Here is a 17,640-nt window from a genome sequence, read left to right on the forward strand (position 1 = left end):
GGTGACACCCCGGGGTGGACGGTCGTCCGGTCCGGCGCCCCGCTGAGCGTACGAATGGCGGGATCCGGTTCGAGGGCGACGGAAGGGTAATGCACGCCCGGCACCGCCCGGGACGTTTTCCGAATAATGTCGCGCATATCATCCGGTGTCCGCGGTGACCCCTGAAGTGTGGCCCACGGGCAATTTCGGAGTTGTCACGGCACACTGTGTTCCGAATGTCCTAGCATCGCGATCGGCCGGGCAAAGTCCGCCGTCTCGAGAAGCGGGGACGGCAGGGGTCAGAAAATCAGTCAAGGTCGACGGATTCCGCCCGTTCGGACATCGTGTTCAACCAGGCGCCGCGAGGCTTTCTGGGATTCATGACAAGGCGGGGGAACCGTGTCGGCTCCGACAGTTGCGCCCAGCACCGAGATGGTGACCGTTGCGGAGCGAAAGCTGCTCACCCATCACCAGATCTTCCCCGACGACTCTTCGTACAATCTCGCATTCGCCTACCGGGTGCGGGGCGCGGATCTGCCCCGTCTCACCGCCACCGCGGTCCGTCTTCTGGAATGTGTCGCCGCGTTCAACACCACCTTTCCTCTGCATCGGGGGCGGCTGGTGCGGCGGAGGCACGGGCCGGGCGGGCACCACGTCCAGGTGCGTCCGTTGCCCCCGGGTGGCGAGGCGGAGCTGCTGCGCCGGGTCTCCGCCCAGGTGGACGCTCCGATGCCACCGGACACGTTCCCGCTCGCGGCCGTCGAGTTGTACGGCGACGGCGGTGACCTGGTCTACCTGGTGATCCGGGCGGCGCACGTGGTGGCCGACGCGTACACGTACTACAACGTGTTCCGGCTGGCGTCGCGGCTCTACGACGACCTGGACGCCGACGTCAGCGACGCGCTGCTGGAGCCGCTGTCGTTCCCCGGCGTGCCGCGGAGCGACGTGGCGGAGGCGGTCGCGTTCTTCCGGGAGAACCTGCACGCGATCACCTCGCTCACGCCCGAGCAGCTGGCCGACCACCGGGGTCCGGACGGCACGATCCGGGGCCGCCGCCGTCAAATCCTGCTCGACAGCGCGCGTTCCGGCCGGCTGATCGGGTGGATGCAGGAGAACGGCATCGCCCGTTTCCCGTTCTTCCTGGCCGCGCAGGCGTTGTTGCAGGGTGCGCTGACGGGGCGTGACGACGTGGTGGTGGGTGTTCCGCTGGCGAATCGGCGTGGAAAGCGGCAGCGTGAGGCGTACGGGTATTTCGTGAACACGTTGCCGGTGGCGATCGACCTGAGTGTGTATCCGGATTTTCCGTCGCTGTGCCGGGCGCTCGCCGTGCACACGTCGCGGATGCTGCGGTACCAGGATTTCGACCTGACGGCGCATGCGGCTGAGGTGTTCGACAATCCGCCGGCACGGTTGACGGTGGCCAGCACGTTCACGTATTACAAGGAGGCGCTGGAGGTCCCGCTGACCGGTTGCACGGTGGAGCCGTTGTCACTGGACCGCAGCCAGGTGATGTTCCCGTTGACGGTGAATGTCGAGGAGCATGACGAGCGGATCTGGCTGCACGTCGAACACTCGCATCAGCTCGAGGCGGCCCGGCCGGTCGACCTGTACACGGCGGTGCTGGATGCGGTGACGGCCGGCCCTGCGGTGCCGTTGTCCGAGGTCTGTGCGGTGGGACCGGCGGAACTCGCCCGGATCGACGGGCTGTCCGGCGTGGCCGAGTTCGCGACCCCGCCGTCGCTGGCGGACGCCTTCGCCGCGGTGGTGCGCGAACATCCGGACCGTCCCGCGGTCGGCGACTGGACGTACCGCGAGCTGGACGACGCCTCGGACCGGATCGGGCACGAGCTCGTGCGTACCGTGACGGGGGAGTACATCGCGGTTCGGATGCAGCCGTCGCCGGAGTTGATCGCGACGCTGCTCGGGGTGTTGAAGGCCGGCAAGTGCTATGTGCCGCTGGACCCGCAGGCACCGTCGGCGCGGCTGGCCCACATCACCGCGCAGTTCGCCGACCTGCCGGTGGTGACCGGGGCGGATGCCGACCGGATGCTGGCGGTTCCGTCTCCGGGGCCGTTGTCGGTGGCGCCGTCCCGGCACGCTTATGTCATCTTCACGTCGGGGTCGACGGGTGTTCCCAAGGGTGTTCAGGTCACGCAGCGGAATGTGTTGCGGTTGTTCGCGGCGTCGGCGGAGCATTTCACGTTCGGTCCGGATGATGTGTGGTGTCTTTTTCATTCTTACGCGTTCGATTTCTCGGTGTGGGAGATGTACGGCGCGTTGTTGCATGGTGGTCGTCTGGAGATCGTGGGGGATCGGGTCCGGCGTAATCCGGCTGATTTCGCGGAGTTCCTGGTCAAGCGTGGTGTCACCGTCCTGAACCAGACCCCGTCGGCGTTCCGGCAGCTCCTGGGTGTGTTGACTCCGCAGCAGGCGGCCCGGTTGAAGGTCCGTGAGGTGGTCTTCGGTGGTGAGGCGCTGCCGTTCGGGTCGACGCGTCGCTGGTACGAGTTGATGGGTGATCGTGCCCGTCTGGTGAACATGTACGGCATCACGGAGACGACCGTCCACGTGACGTTCCAGGAGCTCACGCTGTCGTCGGTGGAGGAGACGCGGAGTCTGATCGGGCGTCCGCTGGCTGATTTGCGGGTGCGGATCGTCGACCGGCATCTGCGACCCTGCCCGATCGGCGTCGCCGGTGAACTGCTGGTCGCCGGGGACGGTGTCTCGGACGGTTATCTGGGTGATCCGGAGAAGACGGCGCAGCGGTTCCTGCCGGGTGGCTGGTATCGGACCGGTGACCTGGGAAGTCTGCTGCCGGACGGAACTCTGGTCTATCTGGGCCGGGCGGATCGCCAGGTTCAGTTGAAGGGATATCGGATCGAGCTGGGTGAAGTCGAGGCCGCGCTGCACGCCGTCCCTGGAGTGTCGGAATGCGTGGTGCGACTCGACGAGAAAGGCGCCGAACCGCGACTCGTCGCGTGGCTGGTGACCGGCGAACGGGACGACCGGGCGATCCGGGCGGCACTCAAGCCGCTGCTTCCCGCGTACATGATCCCCTCGCTCTTCTGCCGTGTGGAACGCCTCCCGCTGACCGCCAACGGCAAAGTCGACGACGCCGCACTGACCGTGTCCGTCCCGGAGGAGACGCGGGCGCCGTCCACCGGTGTGCCGCACGCCGACGAGATCGCCGAGATCTGGCGGCAGGTCATCGGGATCGAATCACTCTCCTACGACGACAACTTCTTCGACATCGGCGGCACGTCCATGCACGTCGCCGAGATCCACCGCCGCCTCGTCGACCGGTTCGTCGTGGACGACATCAAGATGGTGGACCTGTTCGAGTACCCGACCGTGAACTCCCTCGCCGGTTATCTCACGGATCTGCGGAACATCTGATTCCTCTCCTCTTCCACCGGAGAGAGAATTCCGCCGGGATATGTAATCCGCCCGGGGTAAACGCCGGAATGTCGAAATGCGCCGGACGGCGGGCGCGTGCGAATGTCTACCTGCAGTCGTGAGCCGGAAACCGGTCAGGGTCGACCGGATTTTCCCACTCGTTCCTCACGACCGCATTCCCCAGATGCCGAAGGGGCCCTGAGAGTTTGTATGTGACAAAAAGCGGGGGAACTGTGTCGACCTCAACAGTCGTGTCCAGCAACGACACTCTCACTGTTGCGCAACGAAAGCTTCTCACCCACCACCAGATCTTTCCCAAGGATTCCTCCTACAATCTCGCATTCGCCTACCGGGTGCGGGGCGCGGACCTGGCACGGCTGCGGAGGACCGCCGTGCGACTGCTCGAATGCGTGCAGGCGTTCAACACCACCTTTCCTCTGCACCGGGGGCAGCCGGTGCTGCTCCGGCACGGATCCGGCGAGCACCACGTCCCGGTCCGCCCGCTTCCCCCGGGTGGCGAGGCGGAACTGCTGCGCCGGGTCGCCGAGCAGGTGGACACCCCGATGCCGCCGGACATCTTCCCGCTGGCCGGGGTGGACCTGTACAGCGACGGCGGTGACCTGGTCTACCTGGTGATCCGGGCGGCGCACGTGGTGGCCGACGCGTACACGTACTACAACGTGTTCCGGCTGGCGTCGCGGCTCTACGACGACCTGGACGCCGACGTGCCGGAGACCAGGCTCGACCCGGCGTCCTTCCCGGCGCAGCCGTGCGACGACGCGGACGCCATCGCCTTCTTCCGCGACAATCTGCACGCGGTCACCTCGCTCACCCCCGAGCAGTTGGCCGGCCACCGCGGTCCGGACGGAACCATCCGCGGGCACCGGCGGCACGTGCTGCTGGAACCGGACCGGATGCGCCGGGTGACCGCGTGGATGGACGAGGCCGGGATCGGGCGTTTCCCGTTCTTCCTGGCCGCGCAGGCGTTGTTGCAGGGTGCGCTGACGGGGCGCGACGACGTGGTGGTGGGTGTCCCGCTGGCGAATCGGCGTGGAAAGCGGCAGCGTGAGGCGTACGGGTATTTCGTGAACACGCTGCCGGTGGCGATCGACCTGAGTGCGTATCCGGACTTCCCGTCGCTGTGCCGGGCGCTCGCGCTGCACACCTCGCGGATGCTGCGGTACCAGAACTTCGACCTGACCGCCCACGCCGCCGAGGTGTTCGACAACCCGCCGGCACGGCTGACGGTGGCTAGCACGTTCACGTACTACAAGGAGGCGCTGGAGGTCCCGCTGACCGGTTGCACGGTGGAGCCGTTGTCACTGGACCGCAGCCAGGTGATGTTCCCGCTCACCGTCAACGTCGAGGAGCACGACGAGCGGATCTGGCTGCACGTCGAACACTCGCACCAACTCGAGGCGGCCCGGCCGGTCGACCTGTACACGGCGGTGCTGGACGCGGTGACGGCCGGCCCCGCGGTGCCGTTGTCCGAGGTCTGTGCGGTGGGTCCGGCGGAACTCGCCCGGATCGACGGGCTGTCCGGCGTGGCCGAGTTCGCGACCCCGCCGTCGCTGGCGGACGCCTTCGCCGCGGTGGTGCGCGAACATCCGGACCGTCCCGCGGTCGGGGAATGGACGTACCGCGAGCTGGACGACGCCTCGGACCGGATCGGGCACGAGCTCGTGCGTACCGTGAAAGGGGAGTACGTCGCGGTTCGGATGCAGCCGTCGCCGGAGTTGATCGCGACGCTGCTCGGGGTGCTGAAAGCCGGCAAGTGTTATGTGCCGCTCGACCCGAACACGCCACCGCAGCGATTCGCCCACATCACCGCGCAGTTCGCCGAGCTGCCCGTGGTGACCCGCGAGGACACGGACCGGATGCTGGCCCTGCCGGACGCCGGGCCGTTGTCGGTGGCGCCGTCCCGGCACGCTTATGTCATCTTCACGTCGGGGTCGACGGGTGTTCCCAAGGGTGTTCAGGTCACGCAGCGGAATGTGTTGCGGTTGTTCGCGGCGTCGGCGGAGCATTTCACGTTCGGTCCGGATGATGTGTGGTGTCTTTTTCATTCTTACGCGTTCGATTTCTCGGTGTGGGAGATGTACGGCGCGTTGTTGCATGGTGGTCGTCTGGAGATCGTGGGGGATCGGGTCCGTCGTAATCCGGCTGATTTCGCGGAGTTCCTGGTCAAGCGTGGTGTCACCGTCCTGAACCAGACCCCGTCGGCGTTCCGGCAGCTCCTGGGCGTGTTGACTCCGCAGCAGGCGGCCCGGTTGAAGGTCCGTGAGGTGGTCTTCGGTGGTGAGGCGCTGCCGTTCGGTTCCACGCGTCGCTGGTACGAGTTGATGGGTGATCGTGCCCGTCTGGTGAACATGTACGGCATCACGGAGACGACCGTCCACGTGACGTTCCAGGAGCTCACGCCGTCGTCGGTGGAGGAGACCCGGAGTCTGATCGGTCGTCCGCTCGCTGATTTGCGGGTGCGGATCGTCGACCGGCATCTGCGACCCTGCCCGATCGGGGTTACCGGTGAACTGCTCGTCGCCGGGGACGGTGTCTCGGACGGTTATCTGGGGGATCCGGAGAAGACGGCGCAGCGGTTCCTGCCGGGTGGCTGGTATCGGACCGGTGACCTGGGAACCCTGCTGCCCGACGGCACCCTCGTCTACCTCGGACGTGCGGACCGCCAGGTGCAACTCAAGGGATACCGGATCGAACTCGGCGAGGTCGAAGCCGCGCTGCACGCCGTCCCTGGAGTGTCGGAATGCGTGGTGCGGCTCGACGAGAAAGGCGCCGAACCGCGACTCGTCGCCTGGCTCGTCGGCGACGAACTCGACGACCGGACCGTCCGGACAGCGCTGAAACCGCTGCTTCCCCCGTACATGATCCCCTCGCTCTTCTGCCGTCTCGATCGTCTCCCGCTGACCCTCAACGGCAAAGTCGACGACGCGGCCCTGACGATCCCCACCCAGACCATGCGCGCGGTGCCCGCATCCGTGGTGCCGCACGCCGACGAGATCGCCGAGATCTGGCGGCAGGTCATCGGCATCGACACCCTCTCCTACGACGACAACTTCTTCGACATCGGCGGCACCTCCATGCACGTCGCCGAGATCCACCGCCGCCTCGTCGACCGGTTCGTCATGGACGACATCTCGATGGTCGACCTGTTCGAGTACTCGACCATCAACGCGCTGGCCCGTTACCTGGCCGATCTGAAGGAGTCCCGGTGAACCGCATCGACATCGCCCTGGTCGGCATGGCCGGCCGCTTCCCCGGCGCTGCCGACGTCGCGGAGCTCTGGTCCACGGTCGTCGGCGGCCGGGAGACCATCCGGGACCTGACCGAGGACGAACTGCGCGCCGCCGGCGTCGACCCGGACGAGGCCGCCGAGCCCGGCTTCGTGCCGCGCGTCGCCGACCTCGCCGAACCCGACCGGTTCGACGCCGGGTTCTTCGGGATGTCCGCCCAGGAGGCGCGCCTGACGGACCCACAGCACCGGGTGTTCCTGGAATGTGCCTGGAGCGCACTGGAGAACGCCGCCCTCAACCCGGCCGACCTGGACGGCAACATCGGAGTCTGGGCCAGCACCAGCATGAGCAGCTACCTGATGAACCACCTGCTCGACGGGACCGAGAGTGAACTCGCGTACCCGATGCTGGTCGGCAACGACAAGGACTTCCTCGCCTCGCGGGTGGCGTACAAACTGGACCTGACCGGGCCCACCGTCGGCGTGCAGACCGCCTGCTCCAGCTCCCTGGTCGGGGTGCACCTGGCCGCGCAGGCGCTGCGGTCCGGCGACTGCGACGCGGCCCTGGCCGGCGGCGTCAGCATCACCCTGCCGCAGAACGCCGGGTACCGGCACAAGACCGGCGGCATCCTGTCACCGGACGGCCGGTGCCGCCCGTTCGACGCCGACTCGGCCGGCACGGTCAAGGGCAACGGCTGCGCGGTGGTCGTGCTGATGCGCCTCGACGACGCCATCGCCGGGCGGTACCCGATCCGTGCCGTGCTGCGCGGCAGCGCCGTCGGCAACGACGGAGCCCGCCGGGCCGGCTTCCCCGCGCCCAGCCCCCGCGGACAGAGCCGGATCATCGCGGAAGCCCTGGACCGGTCCGGGCTGCGGGCCGCCGACGTCGGCTACATCGAGGCACACGGCACCGGCACCGCCCTCGGCGACCCGATCGAGATCCGGGCGCTGACCCGGGCCTACGACGACGGCTCCGACCCGCGCGAACCCACCGCACTGGGCAGCATCAAAGCCAACGTCGGCCACCTCGACGCGGCGGCCGGAGTCACCGGGCTGATCAAGACGGTGCTGGTGCTGGAACACCAGACCATCCCGCCGCAGGTCAACCTGACCAGCCTGAACCCGGCGATCGAACTGGACGAGGAGCGGTACCGCATCCCGCTGCAGGCCACCGAACCGGAGACGCCGATCGAAGCGGCGGCGGTCAGCTCGTTCGGGCTCGGCGGCACCAACGTGCACTGTGTGCTCGCCGTCGCGCCGCCCGGACGGCCGGTCGTGCCGGACCACGAGCCGCGGCTGATCGTCCTCTCCGCCCGGGACCGGGCCGGCCTGGAACGCACCGCGGGCACCCTGCTCGAACACCTCGCCCGGCACACCGGCGTGCGGTTCGCCGACCTGTCGTACACCCTGCTGCGGGGCCGGGCCCGGCTGGCCCACCGTCTGGCGTTCGTCGCCCGCGACGTCGCGCACACCCGGCAGATCCTGACCGCGTTCGTCGCGGCCGGTGAGATCCCGGCAGCCCACCCGGACGCCGAACGGTGGCTCGCCGACGGGACCCTGCCGGAGGCGGCCCCGGACGCCCGGCGGATCCCGGTTCCGGGGTACGCGTTCCTGCGCGAACGCCACTGGGCGGAGGCGCAGGTCAAGGGCGGCGCCGGCGGACCGGCCGTGCCCGGCGACGTGGCCGCCACGGTGACCGAGGTGATGAGCCGCCACCTGGGCGTGCCCGGCCTGGACCCGGAAGGGGACTTCTACGACCTGGGCGGCGACTCGATGACCGCCGTGGAGATCGTGGCCGAACTGCGGGAACGACTCGACCGGGACATGTCGCTGCAGGACTTCGAGAACCTGCGCAGCCCGGCGTCGGTGATCCGGTTCCTGACCGCGCCCGCCGACCCGTCCGCCGAGCCGATCGAGGTCACCGCGATGCCGCGCCGGCGCCCGCTGGCCGTCGCCGAACGACTCCGGGTCGGCAGCGGCACGCCGATCTTCTTCTTCCCCCCGGCCGGCGGTACGAACTTCTGCTACTACCAGCTCGCCCGGCACCTCGACGGCACCGATCCGCTGTACACCCTGTCGTTCCCGATGGAACGGCTCGAAGAGGTGGCGAGCATCCGCGTCCTGGCCGAGCATTTCATCGACGCGATCCGGGCCGTTCAGCCCGAGGGCCCGTACCGGCTGGCCGGATATTCTTTCGGGGGGAACGTCGCGGTCGAGGTGGCGCTGCGGCTGCGGGCCTTCGGACAGAAGACGGAGGACCTGATCATGTTCGACGCGCACCCGCCGGAGGCGTACGTCGGTGGACGCATCGACGAGAGTGATGTGCTGGCCGCCTTCCCGCTGCTCATGCAGCAGATCTTCGGCATCACCGTGGACCCGGCGGCGGACCCGCCGGCGAGCGTGGACGAGGCGCTGAGCCTGCTCCGGCTGCCCGGGGCGGCATCACAGGTCCTCGGCGACTACCGGCGGTTCATGCGGGTGTGGCAGCACAACCACAGTGTCCTCAAGCGGTGGTACCCCGACGAGACGTACGACGGACCGGTCACCATCTTCGAGGCCAGCGACGCGGAGGACGCCGAACTGCTCGACCGGCTGCGCATCAAACGGGTCGGCAAGGGGCCGTGGCGTACCCACCTGACCGGCACCCTGCGCATCGAACCGGTGCCGGGTGACCACTACACGATGTTCGCCGACCCGTCGAACGTGAAAGCACTCGGCGAGGCCTGGAACCGGGTGCTGGAGGTCTGATGTCGATGGTCACCGCGAACCCCACCCGTACCGACCGGATGCCGCTGCTGGTGACCGCCGGCCTGTTCCTGGCGTGGTGCGTGCACGACGCCGAGGAACTGGCCACCGTCGGCGCCACCACCTCCGAGGTGAGCGACCGGCTGCCGTCCGCGGTGGCCGAACGGCTGGCGTCGACGACGCCGGGGGAGTTCGCGGTGGCCGTCGCCCTGGTCGGCGTGGTCATGGCGGTCGCTGCCGCCGACGGCATCCGCACCCGGGGCCGCGGATTCCTGTTCCAGCTGGGCGTCCTCGGCTTCGGCGTGCACGGCGTGGGCCACATCGCCTCGGCGGTGCTGCTCGGGGCGTACACGCCGGGGGTGGTGACGTCGGTCGTGGTGGTCGTGCCGTACAGCGTGGCGGCGGTGCTCTGGCTCCGCCGCCGCGGCCTCACCGACGGCCGTCGCCTGCTCACGGCGGCCGTCGCCGGCGCGCTGCTGTTCGTGCCGGTGGTCGCCCTCGCCCGCCTGGCCGCCTCCTACCTGGTAGGCCAGTAGTCCCCGTGGGATCGCGTCCGCTGATCTTGGGGCGCCACGCTCTTCGGCGTCCCAAGATCAGCATCATGGGCGCGATCCCCGCCGAGCGGAGCGAGGCCAGGCGACTCAGCGTAGAGGGCGAGCAGGCGCAGGTTGTCGTCCGACGGGCTGCCCGGGTCGGTGGTGTAGATGAACAGGGTCTGGTCCTCGTCACCGGGCAGGGTCAGGGCCTCGTAGCGGATGGTGATCGGGCCGACCGCGGGGTGCAGCATCCGCTTGGTGCCGTGCGTACGCTCGTGCACCGCCCGCCCGTTCCACCAGGTCCGGAACTCCGGGCTCTTGATGGTCAGCTCGCCGACCAGTTCGCTGAGCCGCGGGTCGTCCGGATACCGCCCGGCGTACAGCCGCAGTGTGCCCACCACGTCGGCGGCCACCGCCGGCCAGTCCGGGTACGCCGCGCGGGCCGCCGGGTCGAGGAACACCCAGCGGGTGTAGTTGCGGTGTTTCGGCGGGAGTGTCGTCCAGTCGGTGAGCAGCGCCTTGGCCAGGGTGTTCGCGTAGAGCACGTCGGTGCGCCGGCCGATGACGAACGCCGGGTGCCCGGTCATCGACGCGATCATCTGTTGCATCGCCGGGCGGACCCGCTGGGCCGGCGGGGTGGTGTCGCGGTGGCGCGGCGGGTGGGCCAGGTCGGCGAGGTGCGCCCGGCCGGCCTGGTCCAGGCCGAAGACCCGGCTCAGCGCTTCCAGCACCGCCTCCGACGGGCTGCTGTGCCGGCCCTGCTCGAGCCGGGTGTAGTAGTCGACGCTCACGCCGGCGAGTTGGGCCACCTCCTCGCGGCGCAGGCCGCGGACCCGGCGGGTGGCGAGCGTGCCGCCCACCGGGATGCCGGCCTGGTCGGGGGCGGTGTCGGCCCGGCATCGGCGCAGGAAGTCGCCCAGGTCCGCGTGCGTCATGCCTCCATCGTGACGCCGCCGGAGCCCGGTGGACAGGGCCTGGGTGGGCATGGCGTTCCCCGGCACGGCTGGGCCGGTCCGGCGGTGTCCGCGGGCCCCGGCCCGGACGCAGGATTCCCGGCATGAACTGGTTTGTCACTGGAACGTCCCGCGGTCTCGGCCTGGAGCTCGTCACGCAGCTCCTGGACCGGGGCGACAGCGTCACCGCCACCACCCGCTCGGCGCCCCGCCTGCTCGGGGCGCTGGGTGTCGAGAACCACGAGCGGCTGCTGCCGATCGAGCTGAATCTCGCCGACGAGCGGGCTGTCGCCGCCGCCGTCGCCGCGGCCGGCGAGCGTTTCGGCCCGGTCGACGTGGTGGTCAACAACGCCGGCTACGGCTTCCTCGGTGCTGTCGAGGAGGTCACCGACGCCGAGGCGCGGGCCATGTTTGACGTGCAGGTCTTCGGGGTCTGGAACGTGTTGCGCGCCGTCCTGCCCGGGTTCCGGGAGCGCCGGGCCGGGCACGTCGTCAACGTCTCGTCGATTCTCGGGCTGACCGCCTTCCCCGGCTGGGGTCTCTACTGCGCCGGCAAATACGCCCTGGAGGGCCTGACCGAGTCGCTGGCCGCCGAGGTGGCGGAGTTCGGCATCGAGGTCAACCTGGTGGAGCCGGGTTACACCCGGACCGACTTCCTGCGGGCCCACTCGCTGGGGTTGCCGGCGAGCACGGTCGAGGGGTACGCGGCGATCCGCGAGATGACCACCGCGCACCTGGCCATGCCGGGCACCCAGCTGGGCGACCCGGTCAAGGTGGCCGCCGCGATCATCGCGGTCGGCAGCGGGGGAGGCGCCCCGCTGCACCAGCTGCTCGGTTCGGACTCCCACGGCCTGGCCCAGGCCCGGATCAAGGCTCTCACCGAGGATGTCGAGGCGGGCCGGGCGCTGGCGCTGGGCACCGACGTCGGATAGGCGGAAGGCGCGGCCGGGCTCTCCCGGCCGCGCCTTCGGCGAAGGATCAGATGCGGTCAGCGACGATCATCAGGTAGTGGAAGCTGCCTTCCTTGTACGCGGTGAGGAACGGCTCCTCGATGCCGGTGGCGACCGACGACTTCGCGCGCAGCTCCCAGTACGGGATGGTGGCCGCGGTCAGGTCGATCACGTTGATCGGGACCAGTCCGTTGTCGGCCAGCGCCCTGAAGTACGCGCTGCGCGGGTGGATGTCGCAGGTGTAGTGCTCGTTGATCCGGCTGACCGACTTGGACCGCAGGCCGGTCACGTCGTTGGCGCATCCGGTGATGCACACGTACCGGCCGCCGAAGGTGAGCAGCCGGGCGAACTCGCGGTACAGGTCCTGCAGGTCGACGTACATGGTGGTCTCGTTGGTCCAGATCGCCTGCCGGGAGCCGGTCTCCAGCTTGCTCTCCAGCATGTTCCGGAAGTGGAAGCGGACCTTGTCGGCCACCTTCCGTTTCGCGGCCTGCTCGTTGGCGAACCCGACCTGGTACTCCGAGATGGACACGCCGTCCACCTCGCAGCCGAACCGCCGGTTGGCCATGATGCTGGTGCCGCCCCGGCCGGAGCCGCCGTCCAGGAGTTTGTGGTGCGGCTGGATCGGGCCGAGATGGTCGAGCAGCAGGTCGGCCTGGGCGCTCTCCAGCCGGTGCAGCTCGGCGATGATCCGCTCGTCGCGGGTGTCCGCCGGGCCCTCCAGCACGCTCAGGTCGGGCTCGCCGACGCCGTAGTGGTGGTGGTAGAGGTCGTCGACCTCGCCGAGGCGCAGGTTGACCGGGTCGATGCGGTTGGTGTTCCAGTACTCGGCGACGGACTTCTCGAAGTTCGTCCGCAGGACCGGGCTCTCAATCGTGCTGGTCATGGTCAGCTCCCGTCGTTGGTGGAGGAAGAAGCGGTGTTGTAGCGGCCGGTGGTGGCGTGCCACCGCCGGCTGCCGCCCAGCCAGGCCCAGGTGTCGGCCAGGAAGCGCCGCAGGTTCGGCGATCCGGTCGCGCTGAGCTGGGCGGCGAGCGAGACGAACGTCTGCATCAGCTCGTTGTGGATCTCGACCGTGCGCAGGACGGCCTCCCGCCTGCTCAGGCCCTCGTTGGCGATCAGGACCGTGGGCAGGTTGAAGTCGGTGTCCGACTCGCTCGATCCCGAGTACAGGTCGTTGACGAGCACCGCGGCGTTGCCGGCCGTGGTGAACGCCTTGCGGACCTGTGGGTGGTAGAACTCGTGCGCGGGCAGCTCGTAGCCGGCCAGCACGTCGATCAGGATCATCGGCGGCAGGTAGCTGTTGAGATGCCGTTGGACGAGGTACTCCCAGACCTCCGGCGTCCGGCGGTTGACGTGCCAGTCCGCCTCCTGGGTCCAGGCCAGGAAGAGGGTGGCCATCTGGTGCTGGAAACGGCCCAGCTGGGCCGTCGACGCGTACCGGGACAGGTGCTCGACGGCACTGCGGAAGGCCTCCGAGATCGGCTGCATCCGGTGGTACTCGTCCAGGTCCATGCCGTATCGCGGCACGAGCTGGGCCGGGTCGATCACCGTCAGCAGGTTGGCCAGGCGTGAGCCGACCACTGCCGGGTCGGCGCCCAACTCCACCTCGTCGATGTAGTAGTCGTCGGTGGCCCATTCGGCGACCAGGCATTTGGTGGCCGCGAGCAGCCGGTCCGGGTCGTTGACCGCCGGGTGGGCGAGGGTCATGTAGCGGCCGAACTGGCACGACCGCAGCTTGTCCAGCCGTCCGGGATAGATGCCGACCTGCTCGGCCCACGCCACCACCTGGTCGTCGACCAGGTCGGCGAGGAGCGGGTCCTCGCGCAGCGCGCCGGGGCAGAACAGTTCGCCCGGGACCGGGCCGGCCGCCAACGGCCCGAGGAAGGCCCGGGCCGCCGACGTGCCGACCCCGCCGGGCCGGCTCCATCCGGGCGGAACGAGCAGGCTCAGATCCCCTGGCGGAGCGCTGTCCAGGTTGGTGAGGATGGCGGACGCGAGTTCCTCGGTGCTGGACGGCGCGGCGCTCAGCGTCGCGGTGGACACGGCGTCAGTGGGAGAGCTCGACGTGTTCGAGCACCCCGACCGCGTCCGGCACCAGGATCGCCGCCGAGAAGTAGGCGCTCACCAGGTACGACATGATCGCCTCCTCGCTGATGCCCATGAAGCGGACGTTGAGGCCGGGCTGGTACTCGTCGGGCAGGCCGGTCTGGTGCAGGCCGATGACGCCCTGGTCCTGCTCGCCGACCCGCATGGCGAGGATGGACGTGGTGTGCGTGTCGCTGACCGGGATCTTGGAGCTGGGCAGGATCGGCACGCCGCGCCAGGACACCGGGACGGTGTGCCCGTCCATCTCCACCGGCGGCGCGTAGATGCCCCGGCTGTTGCACTCCCGCCCGAACGCGGCGATCGCCTTCGGGTGTGCCAGGAAGAACTTGGTCGAGCGGCGCATGCTGAGCAGCTCGTCGAAGTCGTCCGGGGTGGGCGGGCCGCCCCGGGTATGGATGCGCTGCCGCAGGTCGGCGTTGTGCAGCAGGCCGAACTCGCGGTTGTTGATCAGCTCGTGTTCCTGGCGCTCGCGCAGCGCCTCGACGGTCAGCCGCAGCTGCTGCTCGAGCTGGTTCATCGGCTCGTTGTAGAGGTCGGCGACCCGGGTGTGGACCCGCAGGACGGTCTGCGCGACGCTCAGTTCGTACTCGCGCGGGGCGAGCTCGTAGTCGACGTAGGTGCCGTCGAGGGGGTGCTCGCCCTTGTGGCCGGCGGCGACCGCGATCTCGGCCTCGCCGTGCTTGTTCTGCGGTCGGCGGGCCTTGTTGCGGAAGTTCTCGACGTGGTTGCGCAGCAGGTCGCTGTTCGCGGTCAGCTCGCGGAACGCGGTCCGCGGCATGACCAGCAGGGTCACCGCGGTCATCGCCCGGGCGGTGTAGTCCCAGATCGACTCGTCCTCGATCAGGATCTGCTCGCCGAACGTCTGGCCGTCGGCCAGCACTCCCAGGCTGACCGGGTCGCCGTACGCGCCGACACCGATCTTGTCGACCTTGCCGTGCGCGATCAGGTAGAGGTTGTCGGCCATCGAACCGAACTCGACGATCGACTGGCCGGGCTCGAACTCCTGCTGGACGAAGCGGCCGGCGATCGCGCCGAGCAGTTCCTCGTCCTCGATCGCGGTGAGCAGCGCCAGTTCACGCAGCTCGACCGGGACGACCTGCACGGTGGCGCCGGTGTTGGTGAAGGTGATGCGCCCGTCGCCGAGTTGATATGTCATTCGCCGGTTCACCCGGTAGGTACCGCCGTTGACCTCCACCCAGGGCAGCTTGCGCAGCAGCCACCGGGAGGTGATCTCCTGCATCTGCGGCACCGATTTGGTGGTGTGCGCCAGGTTCCGCGCTGCGGCGGTACTGAGGCTCTTGCGCTTCTGGTGCTCCTCCTGGAGCTCCTCCGGCGTTTTCAGGGAACTAGTCATGTGAGGCCCCGTTTCATACTGAATGTGGGCTTACGTCATGGCCGTTCTATCCCAGATCAGGCCCGGTTTGTCGGTTTTTGCACATATGGGCCTACTGGACCCTAGGCTCGGTGATCATGGAAGCCTCGGTCCCCGGCGGCGTCGCCCGCACGGTCGTACTCGCCGCTCCCCGATCCTTCTGCGCCGGTGTCGAGCGCGCTGTCGACATGGTCGAGCAGGCGCTGCGCCTGCGCGGGGCGCCCGTCTACGTACGCCGTCAGATCGTCCACAACACCCACGTCGTCACCGGCCTCGAGGCGCGCGGCGCGATCTTCGTCGACGAGCTGGACGAGGTGCCCGACGACGCCACGGTGGTGTTCTCCGCACACGGCGTCGCCCCGGCTGTGCGGACCGAGGCGGCCGACCGTGGACTCGACGTGATCGACGCGACCTGCCCGCTGGTCGCCAAGGTGCACACCGAGGCCCGCCGGTTCGCCGCCCGCGGCGACACCGTGCTCCTGATCGGGCACGCCGGGCACGACGAGGTGGAGGGCACCCTCGGACAGGTCCCCGGGATCCGGCTGGTGCAGGACGTGGCCGAAGCGCGGGAGGTCGCCGTCGGTGATCCGCGCCGGGTGTCCTACCTGACCCAGACCACCCTGGCGGTGCAGGAGAGCGACGCCGTGGTCGACGAGCTGCGGGCGCGGTTCCCGGAGCTGGCCGGACCGGACACCGACGACATCTGTTACGCCACGACCAACCGGCAGGAGGCGGTGGCCGCCATCGCCGACGAGTGCGACCTGGTGCTGGTGGTCGGCTCGGCGAATTCGTCGAACTCGCTGCGCCTGGTCGAGGTGGCGCAGCGCCGGGGCGTCGACGCGTACCTGATCGAGGACGCCGGCGACGTACGCCCGCAGTGGCTGGACGGGGTGCGGGCGGTCGGGCTGACCGCCGGGGCGTCGGCGCCACCGCACCTGGTCGACGAGGTGATCGCGAGACTCGCCGGACTCGGGCCGGTGACCGTCACCGAGCGCCGCACCAGCGAGGAGAACATCGTCTTCGTCCTGCCCCCGTCACTGCGCCCGGCCGGAGGGGACGGGACGGGGCTTTGACTCGTACACCGGAAGGTTCTGATGGGGTAGCGGCCGCTCGGACGCGGAGATGGCGTCGAGACTCTGGCGCAACGAGGTCTTGAGGGCGCCGGCCAGCGGGCGCTCCAGGAAGCGGTGCACCAGCCAGGACACCCCCAGCATGAGCACGATGGTGGCGAGGACCAGGACCCGGACCGGCAGCGTGGTGTGCTCGTAGGCGAACCGGATGATCGTCTGACCGATGTTCAGGTGCAGCAGGTAGAACGGGTAGGTCAGCGCACCCGCGACGGTCAGCCAGCGCCAGGTGATCCGGTCGGTCCAGCCGAGGGCGACGGCGAGCAGGATCGCGTAGGACCCGGTGATGATCAGGATCGCCGGCCAGTCCGGCACGTCGAACCCCGGGTTCAGCGTGGCGACCCGCTCCTGGACCCGGGCCACGCACACCAGCCAGGCCATGCCGGTGATGCCGAAGAGCAGCGGGCTCGGCCCGAACCGGTGGATCAGGTAGAGCGCGATGCCGCCGATGAAGTACGGCGCGAAGTCGCTCATCACCAGGAAGTCCACCGCCGGGCTGCCCAGTTGCGGAGCGATCACCGCGGCCGTCATCCAGACCGCGCAGAACAGCACCGCCCGCCGGTAGGTCAGTCCCCAGATCAGCACCACCCCGATGATCAGGTAGAAGCGCAGCTCCACGAAGAGCGTCCAGTAGACCCCGTCGACCAGCGGCACCCCGAGCGGCTGCTGGAGCATGGTCAGGTTGGCCAGCACGTCACCCAGTGACGGCGGCTCGTGCAGCAGCGGGAACATCACCCCGATGCTCGCCGTGATCAGCACCGCCGCCCAGTACGCCGGATAGAGCCGGCTGACCCGGGACACGAAGAACGCGCCGAGGCCGCGGCCCCACGTGCTCATGCAGATCACGAACCCGCTGATCAGGAAGAACAGCTCCACGCCGAGGAATCCGTAGATGGTGGCGTGCACGGTGTCCGGCAGGAAGTACTCCGGGACGCGGGATCCGTCGATGCGCCAGGCAACCGTGTAGTGATAGGCGGCCACGGCCAGTGCCGCGATCAGGCGAAGCCCGTCGATCGCGGCCAGACGGGGATTGCCCCGGGCAGATGTCCTGGTCAATGGCATGGTCGGCTCTCGCACGCGGGGAAGGCTACGGAACCTCGGCCGACACGGACAACCCGGCTTCGTGCCACGCCCGGATTGTCAGCCGGTCATTGCGCAGTGTCCTGGTCTCGACTTCCCCCATCCGGTGACCGGAAACGCTGTTCGATCGACCCTGTTCCATGTCG

At 69.1% G+C, this 17,640-nt stretch carries 11 protein-coding genes; 6 read left to right on the plus strand and 5 right to left on the minus strand.

Annotation, left to right across the window (positions count from 1 at the left end; genetic code table 11):
- Positions 1–378: 378 nt before the first annotated feature.
- The 4 genes from QSK32_RS35850 (at position 379) to QSK32_RS35865 (ending at position 9,903) form a co-directional block, all read left to right on the plus strand.
- Positions 379–3,375, plus strand: a complete 2,997-nt coding sequence (locus QSK32_RS35850) for a non-ribosomal peptide synthetase (protein ID WP_285474421.1) — start codon at positions 379–381, stop codon at positions 3,373–3,375.
- A 251-nt stretch (positions 3,376–3,626) separates the two neighbouring features.
- Positions 3,627–6,605: a non-ribosomal peptide synthetase gene (locus QSK32_RS35855; protein WP_285474422.1), complete on the plus strand. Its 2,979-nt coding sequence runs from the start codon at positions 3,627–3,629 to the stop codon at positions 6,603–6,605.
- A complete protein-coding gene (locus QSK32_RS35860; RefSeq protein ID WP_285474423.1) occupies positions 6,602–9,370 on the plus strand; it encodes a beta-ketoacyl synthase N-terminal-like domain-containing protein in 2,769 nt (922 codons plus the stop codon). Before QSK32_RS35855 ends, QSK32_RS35860 begins: the two co-directional genes overlap by 4 nt.
- On the plus strand, positions 9,370–9,903 hold the full coding sequence (locus QSK32_RS35865; protein ID WP_285474424.1) for an HXXEE domain-containing protein: 534 nt from the start codon (positions 9,370–9,372) through the stop codon (positions 9,901–9,903). The genes QSK32_RS35860 and QSK32_RS35865 overlap by 1 nt, the downstream gene beginning before the upstream one ends.
- Here QSK32_RS35865 and QSK32_RS35870 read toward each other — a convergent pair.
- Entirely contained in the window at positions 9,885–10,838 is a 954-nt protein-coding gene (locus tag QSK32_RS35870) for a helix-turn-helix transcriptional regulator (protein WP_285474425.1), read from the minus strand. The genes QSK32_RS35865 and QSK32_RS35870 overlap by 19 nt on opposite strands.
- Positions 10,839–10,960: 122 nt before the next feature.
- Here QSK32_RS35870 and QSK32_RS35875 point away from each other — a divergent pair, with 122 nt between their 5' ends.
- Positions 10,961–11,788 (plus strand): SDR family NAD(P)-dependent oxidoreductase, encoded by an 828-nt coding sequence (locus QSK32_RS35875; RefSeq protein ID WP_285474426.1) that lies wholly within the window; start codon positions 10,961–10,963, stop codon positions 11,786–11,788.
- A 46-nt stretch (positions 11,789–11,834) separates the two neighbouring features.
- On the opposite strand, the gene QSK32_RS35880 is transcribed toward QSK32_RS35875, so the two are convergent.
- The 3 genes from QSK32_RS35880 to QSK32_RS35890 are packed head-to-tail and all read right to left on the minus strand — an operon-like array spanning position 11,835 to position 15,269.
- A complete protein-coding gene (locus QSK32_RS35880) occupies positions 11,835–12,692 on the minus strand; it encodes a geranyl diphosphate 2-C-methyltransferase (RefSeq protein WP_211275573.1) in 858 nt (285 codons plus the stop codon).
- Between the two features lie 2 nt (positions 12,693–12,694).
- Entirely contained in the window at positions 12,695–13,852 is a 1,158-nt protein-coding gene (locus tag QSK32_RS35885) for a family 2 encapsulin nanocompartment cargo protein terpene cyclase (protein WP_045746949.1), read from the minus strand.
- Between the two features lie 4 nt (positions 13,853–13,856).
- Positions 13,857–15,269, minus strand: coding sequence for a family 2B encapsulin nanocompartment shell protein (locus QSK32_RS35890; protein ID WP_285474427.1), 1,413 nt, complete (start codon positions 15,267–15,269; stop codon positions 13,857–13,859).
- Positions 15,270–15,385: 116 nt separating this feature from the next.
- On the opposite strand from QSK32_RS35890, the gene ispH reads away from it, so the two are divergent.
- Positions 15,386–16,360, plus strand: coding sequence for a 4-hydroxy-3-methylbut-2-enyl diphosphate reductase (gene ispH / locus QSK32_RS35895; RefSeq protein WP_045746947.1), 975 nt, complete (start codon positions 15,386–15,388; stop codon positions 16,358–16,360).
- Here the strand turns inward: ispH and QSK32_RS35900 are convergent.
- On the minus strand, positions 16,322–17,491 hold the full coding sequence (locus QSK32_RS35900; protein WP_285474428.1) for an acyltransferase family protein: 1,170 nt from the start codon (positions 17,489–17,491) through the stop codon (positions 16,322–16,324). The genes ispH and QSK32_RS35900 overlap by 39 nt on opposite strands.
- Positions 17,492–17,640: the final 149 nt, after the last annotated feature.

Origin of the sequence: Actinoplanes sp. NBRC 101535, from assembly GCF_030269225.1 — a bacterium.
In the GTDB taxonomy this organism is placed as follows: Bacteria; Actinomycetota; Actinomycetes; order Mycobacteriales; family Micromonosporaceae; genus Actinoplanes; species Actinoplanes rectilineatus.

What these genes read in the sequence shown, in the direction of transcription:
- QSK32_RS35890 (WP_285474427.1), bottom strand. Translation starts at nt 15,269, where the DNA reads ATGACTAGTTCCCTGAAAACGCCGGAGGAGCTCCAGGAGGAGCACCAG.
- QSK32_RS35875 (WP_285474426.1), top strand. Translation starts at nt 10,961, where the DNA reads ATGAACTGGTTTGTCACTGGAACGTCCCGCGGTCTCGGCCTGGAGCTC.
- ispH (WP_045746947.1), top strand. Translation starts at nt 15,386, where the DNA reads ATGGAAGCCTCGGTCCCCGGCGGCGTCGCCCGCACGGTCGTACTCGCC.
- QSK32_RS35880 (WP_211275573.1), bottom strand. Translation starts at nt 12,692, where the DNA reads ATGACCAGCACGATTGAGAGCCCGGTCCTGCGGACGAACTTCGAGAAG.
- QSK32_RS35870 (WP_285474425.1), bottom strand. Translation starts at nt 10,838, where the DNA reads ATGACGCACGCGGACCTGGGCGACTTCCTGCGCCGATGCCGGGCCGAC.
- QSK32_RS35865 (WP_285474424.1), top strand. Translation starts at nt 9,370, where the DNA reads ATGTCGATGGTCACCGCGAACCCCACCCGTACCGACCGGATGCCGCTG.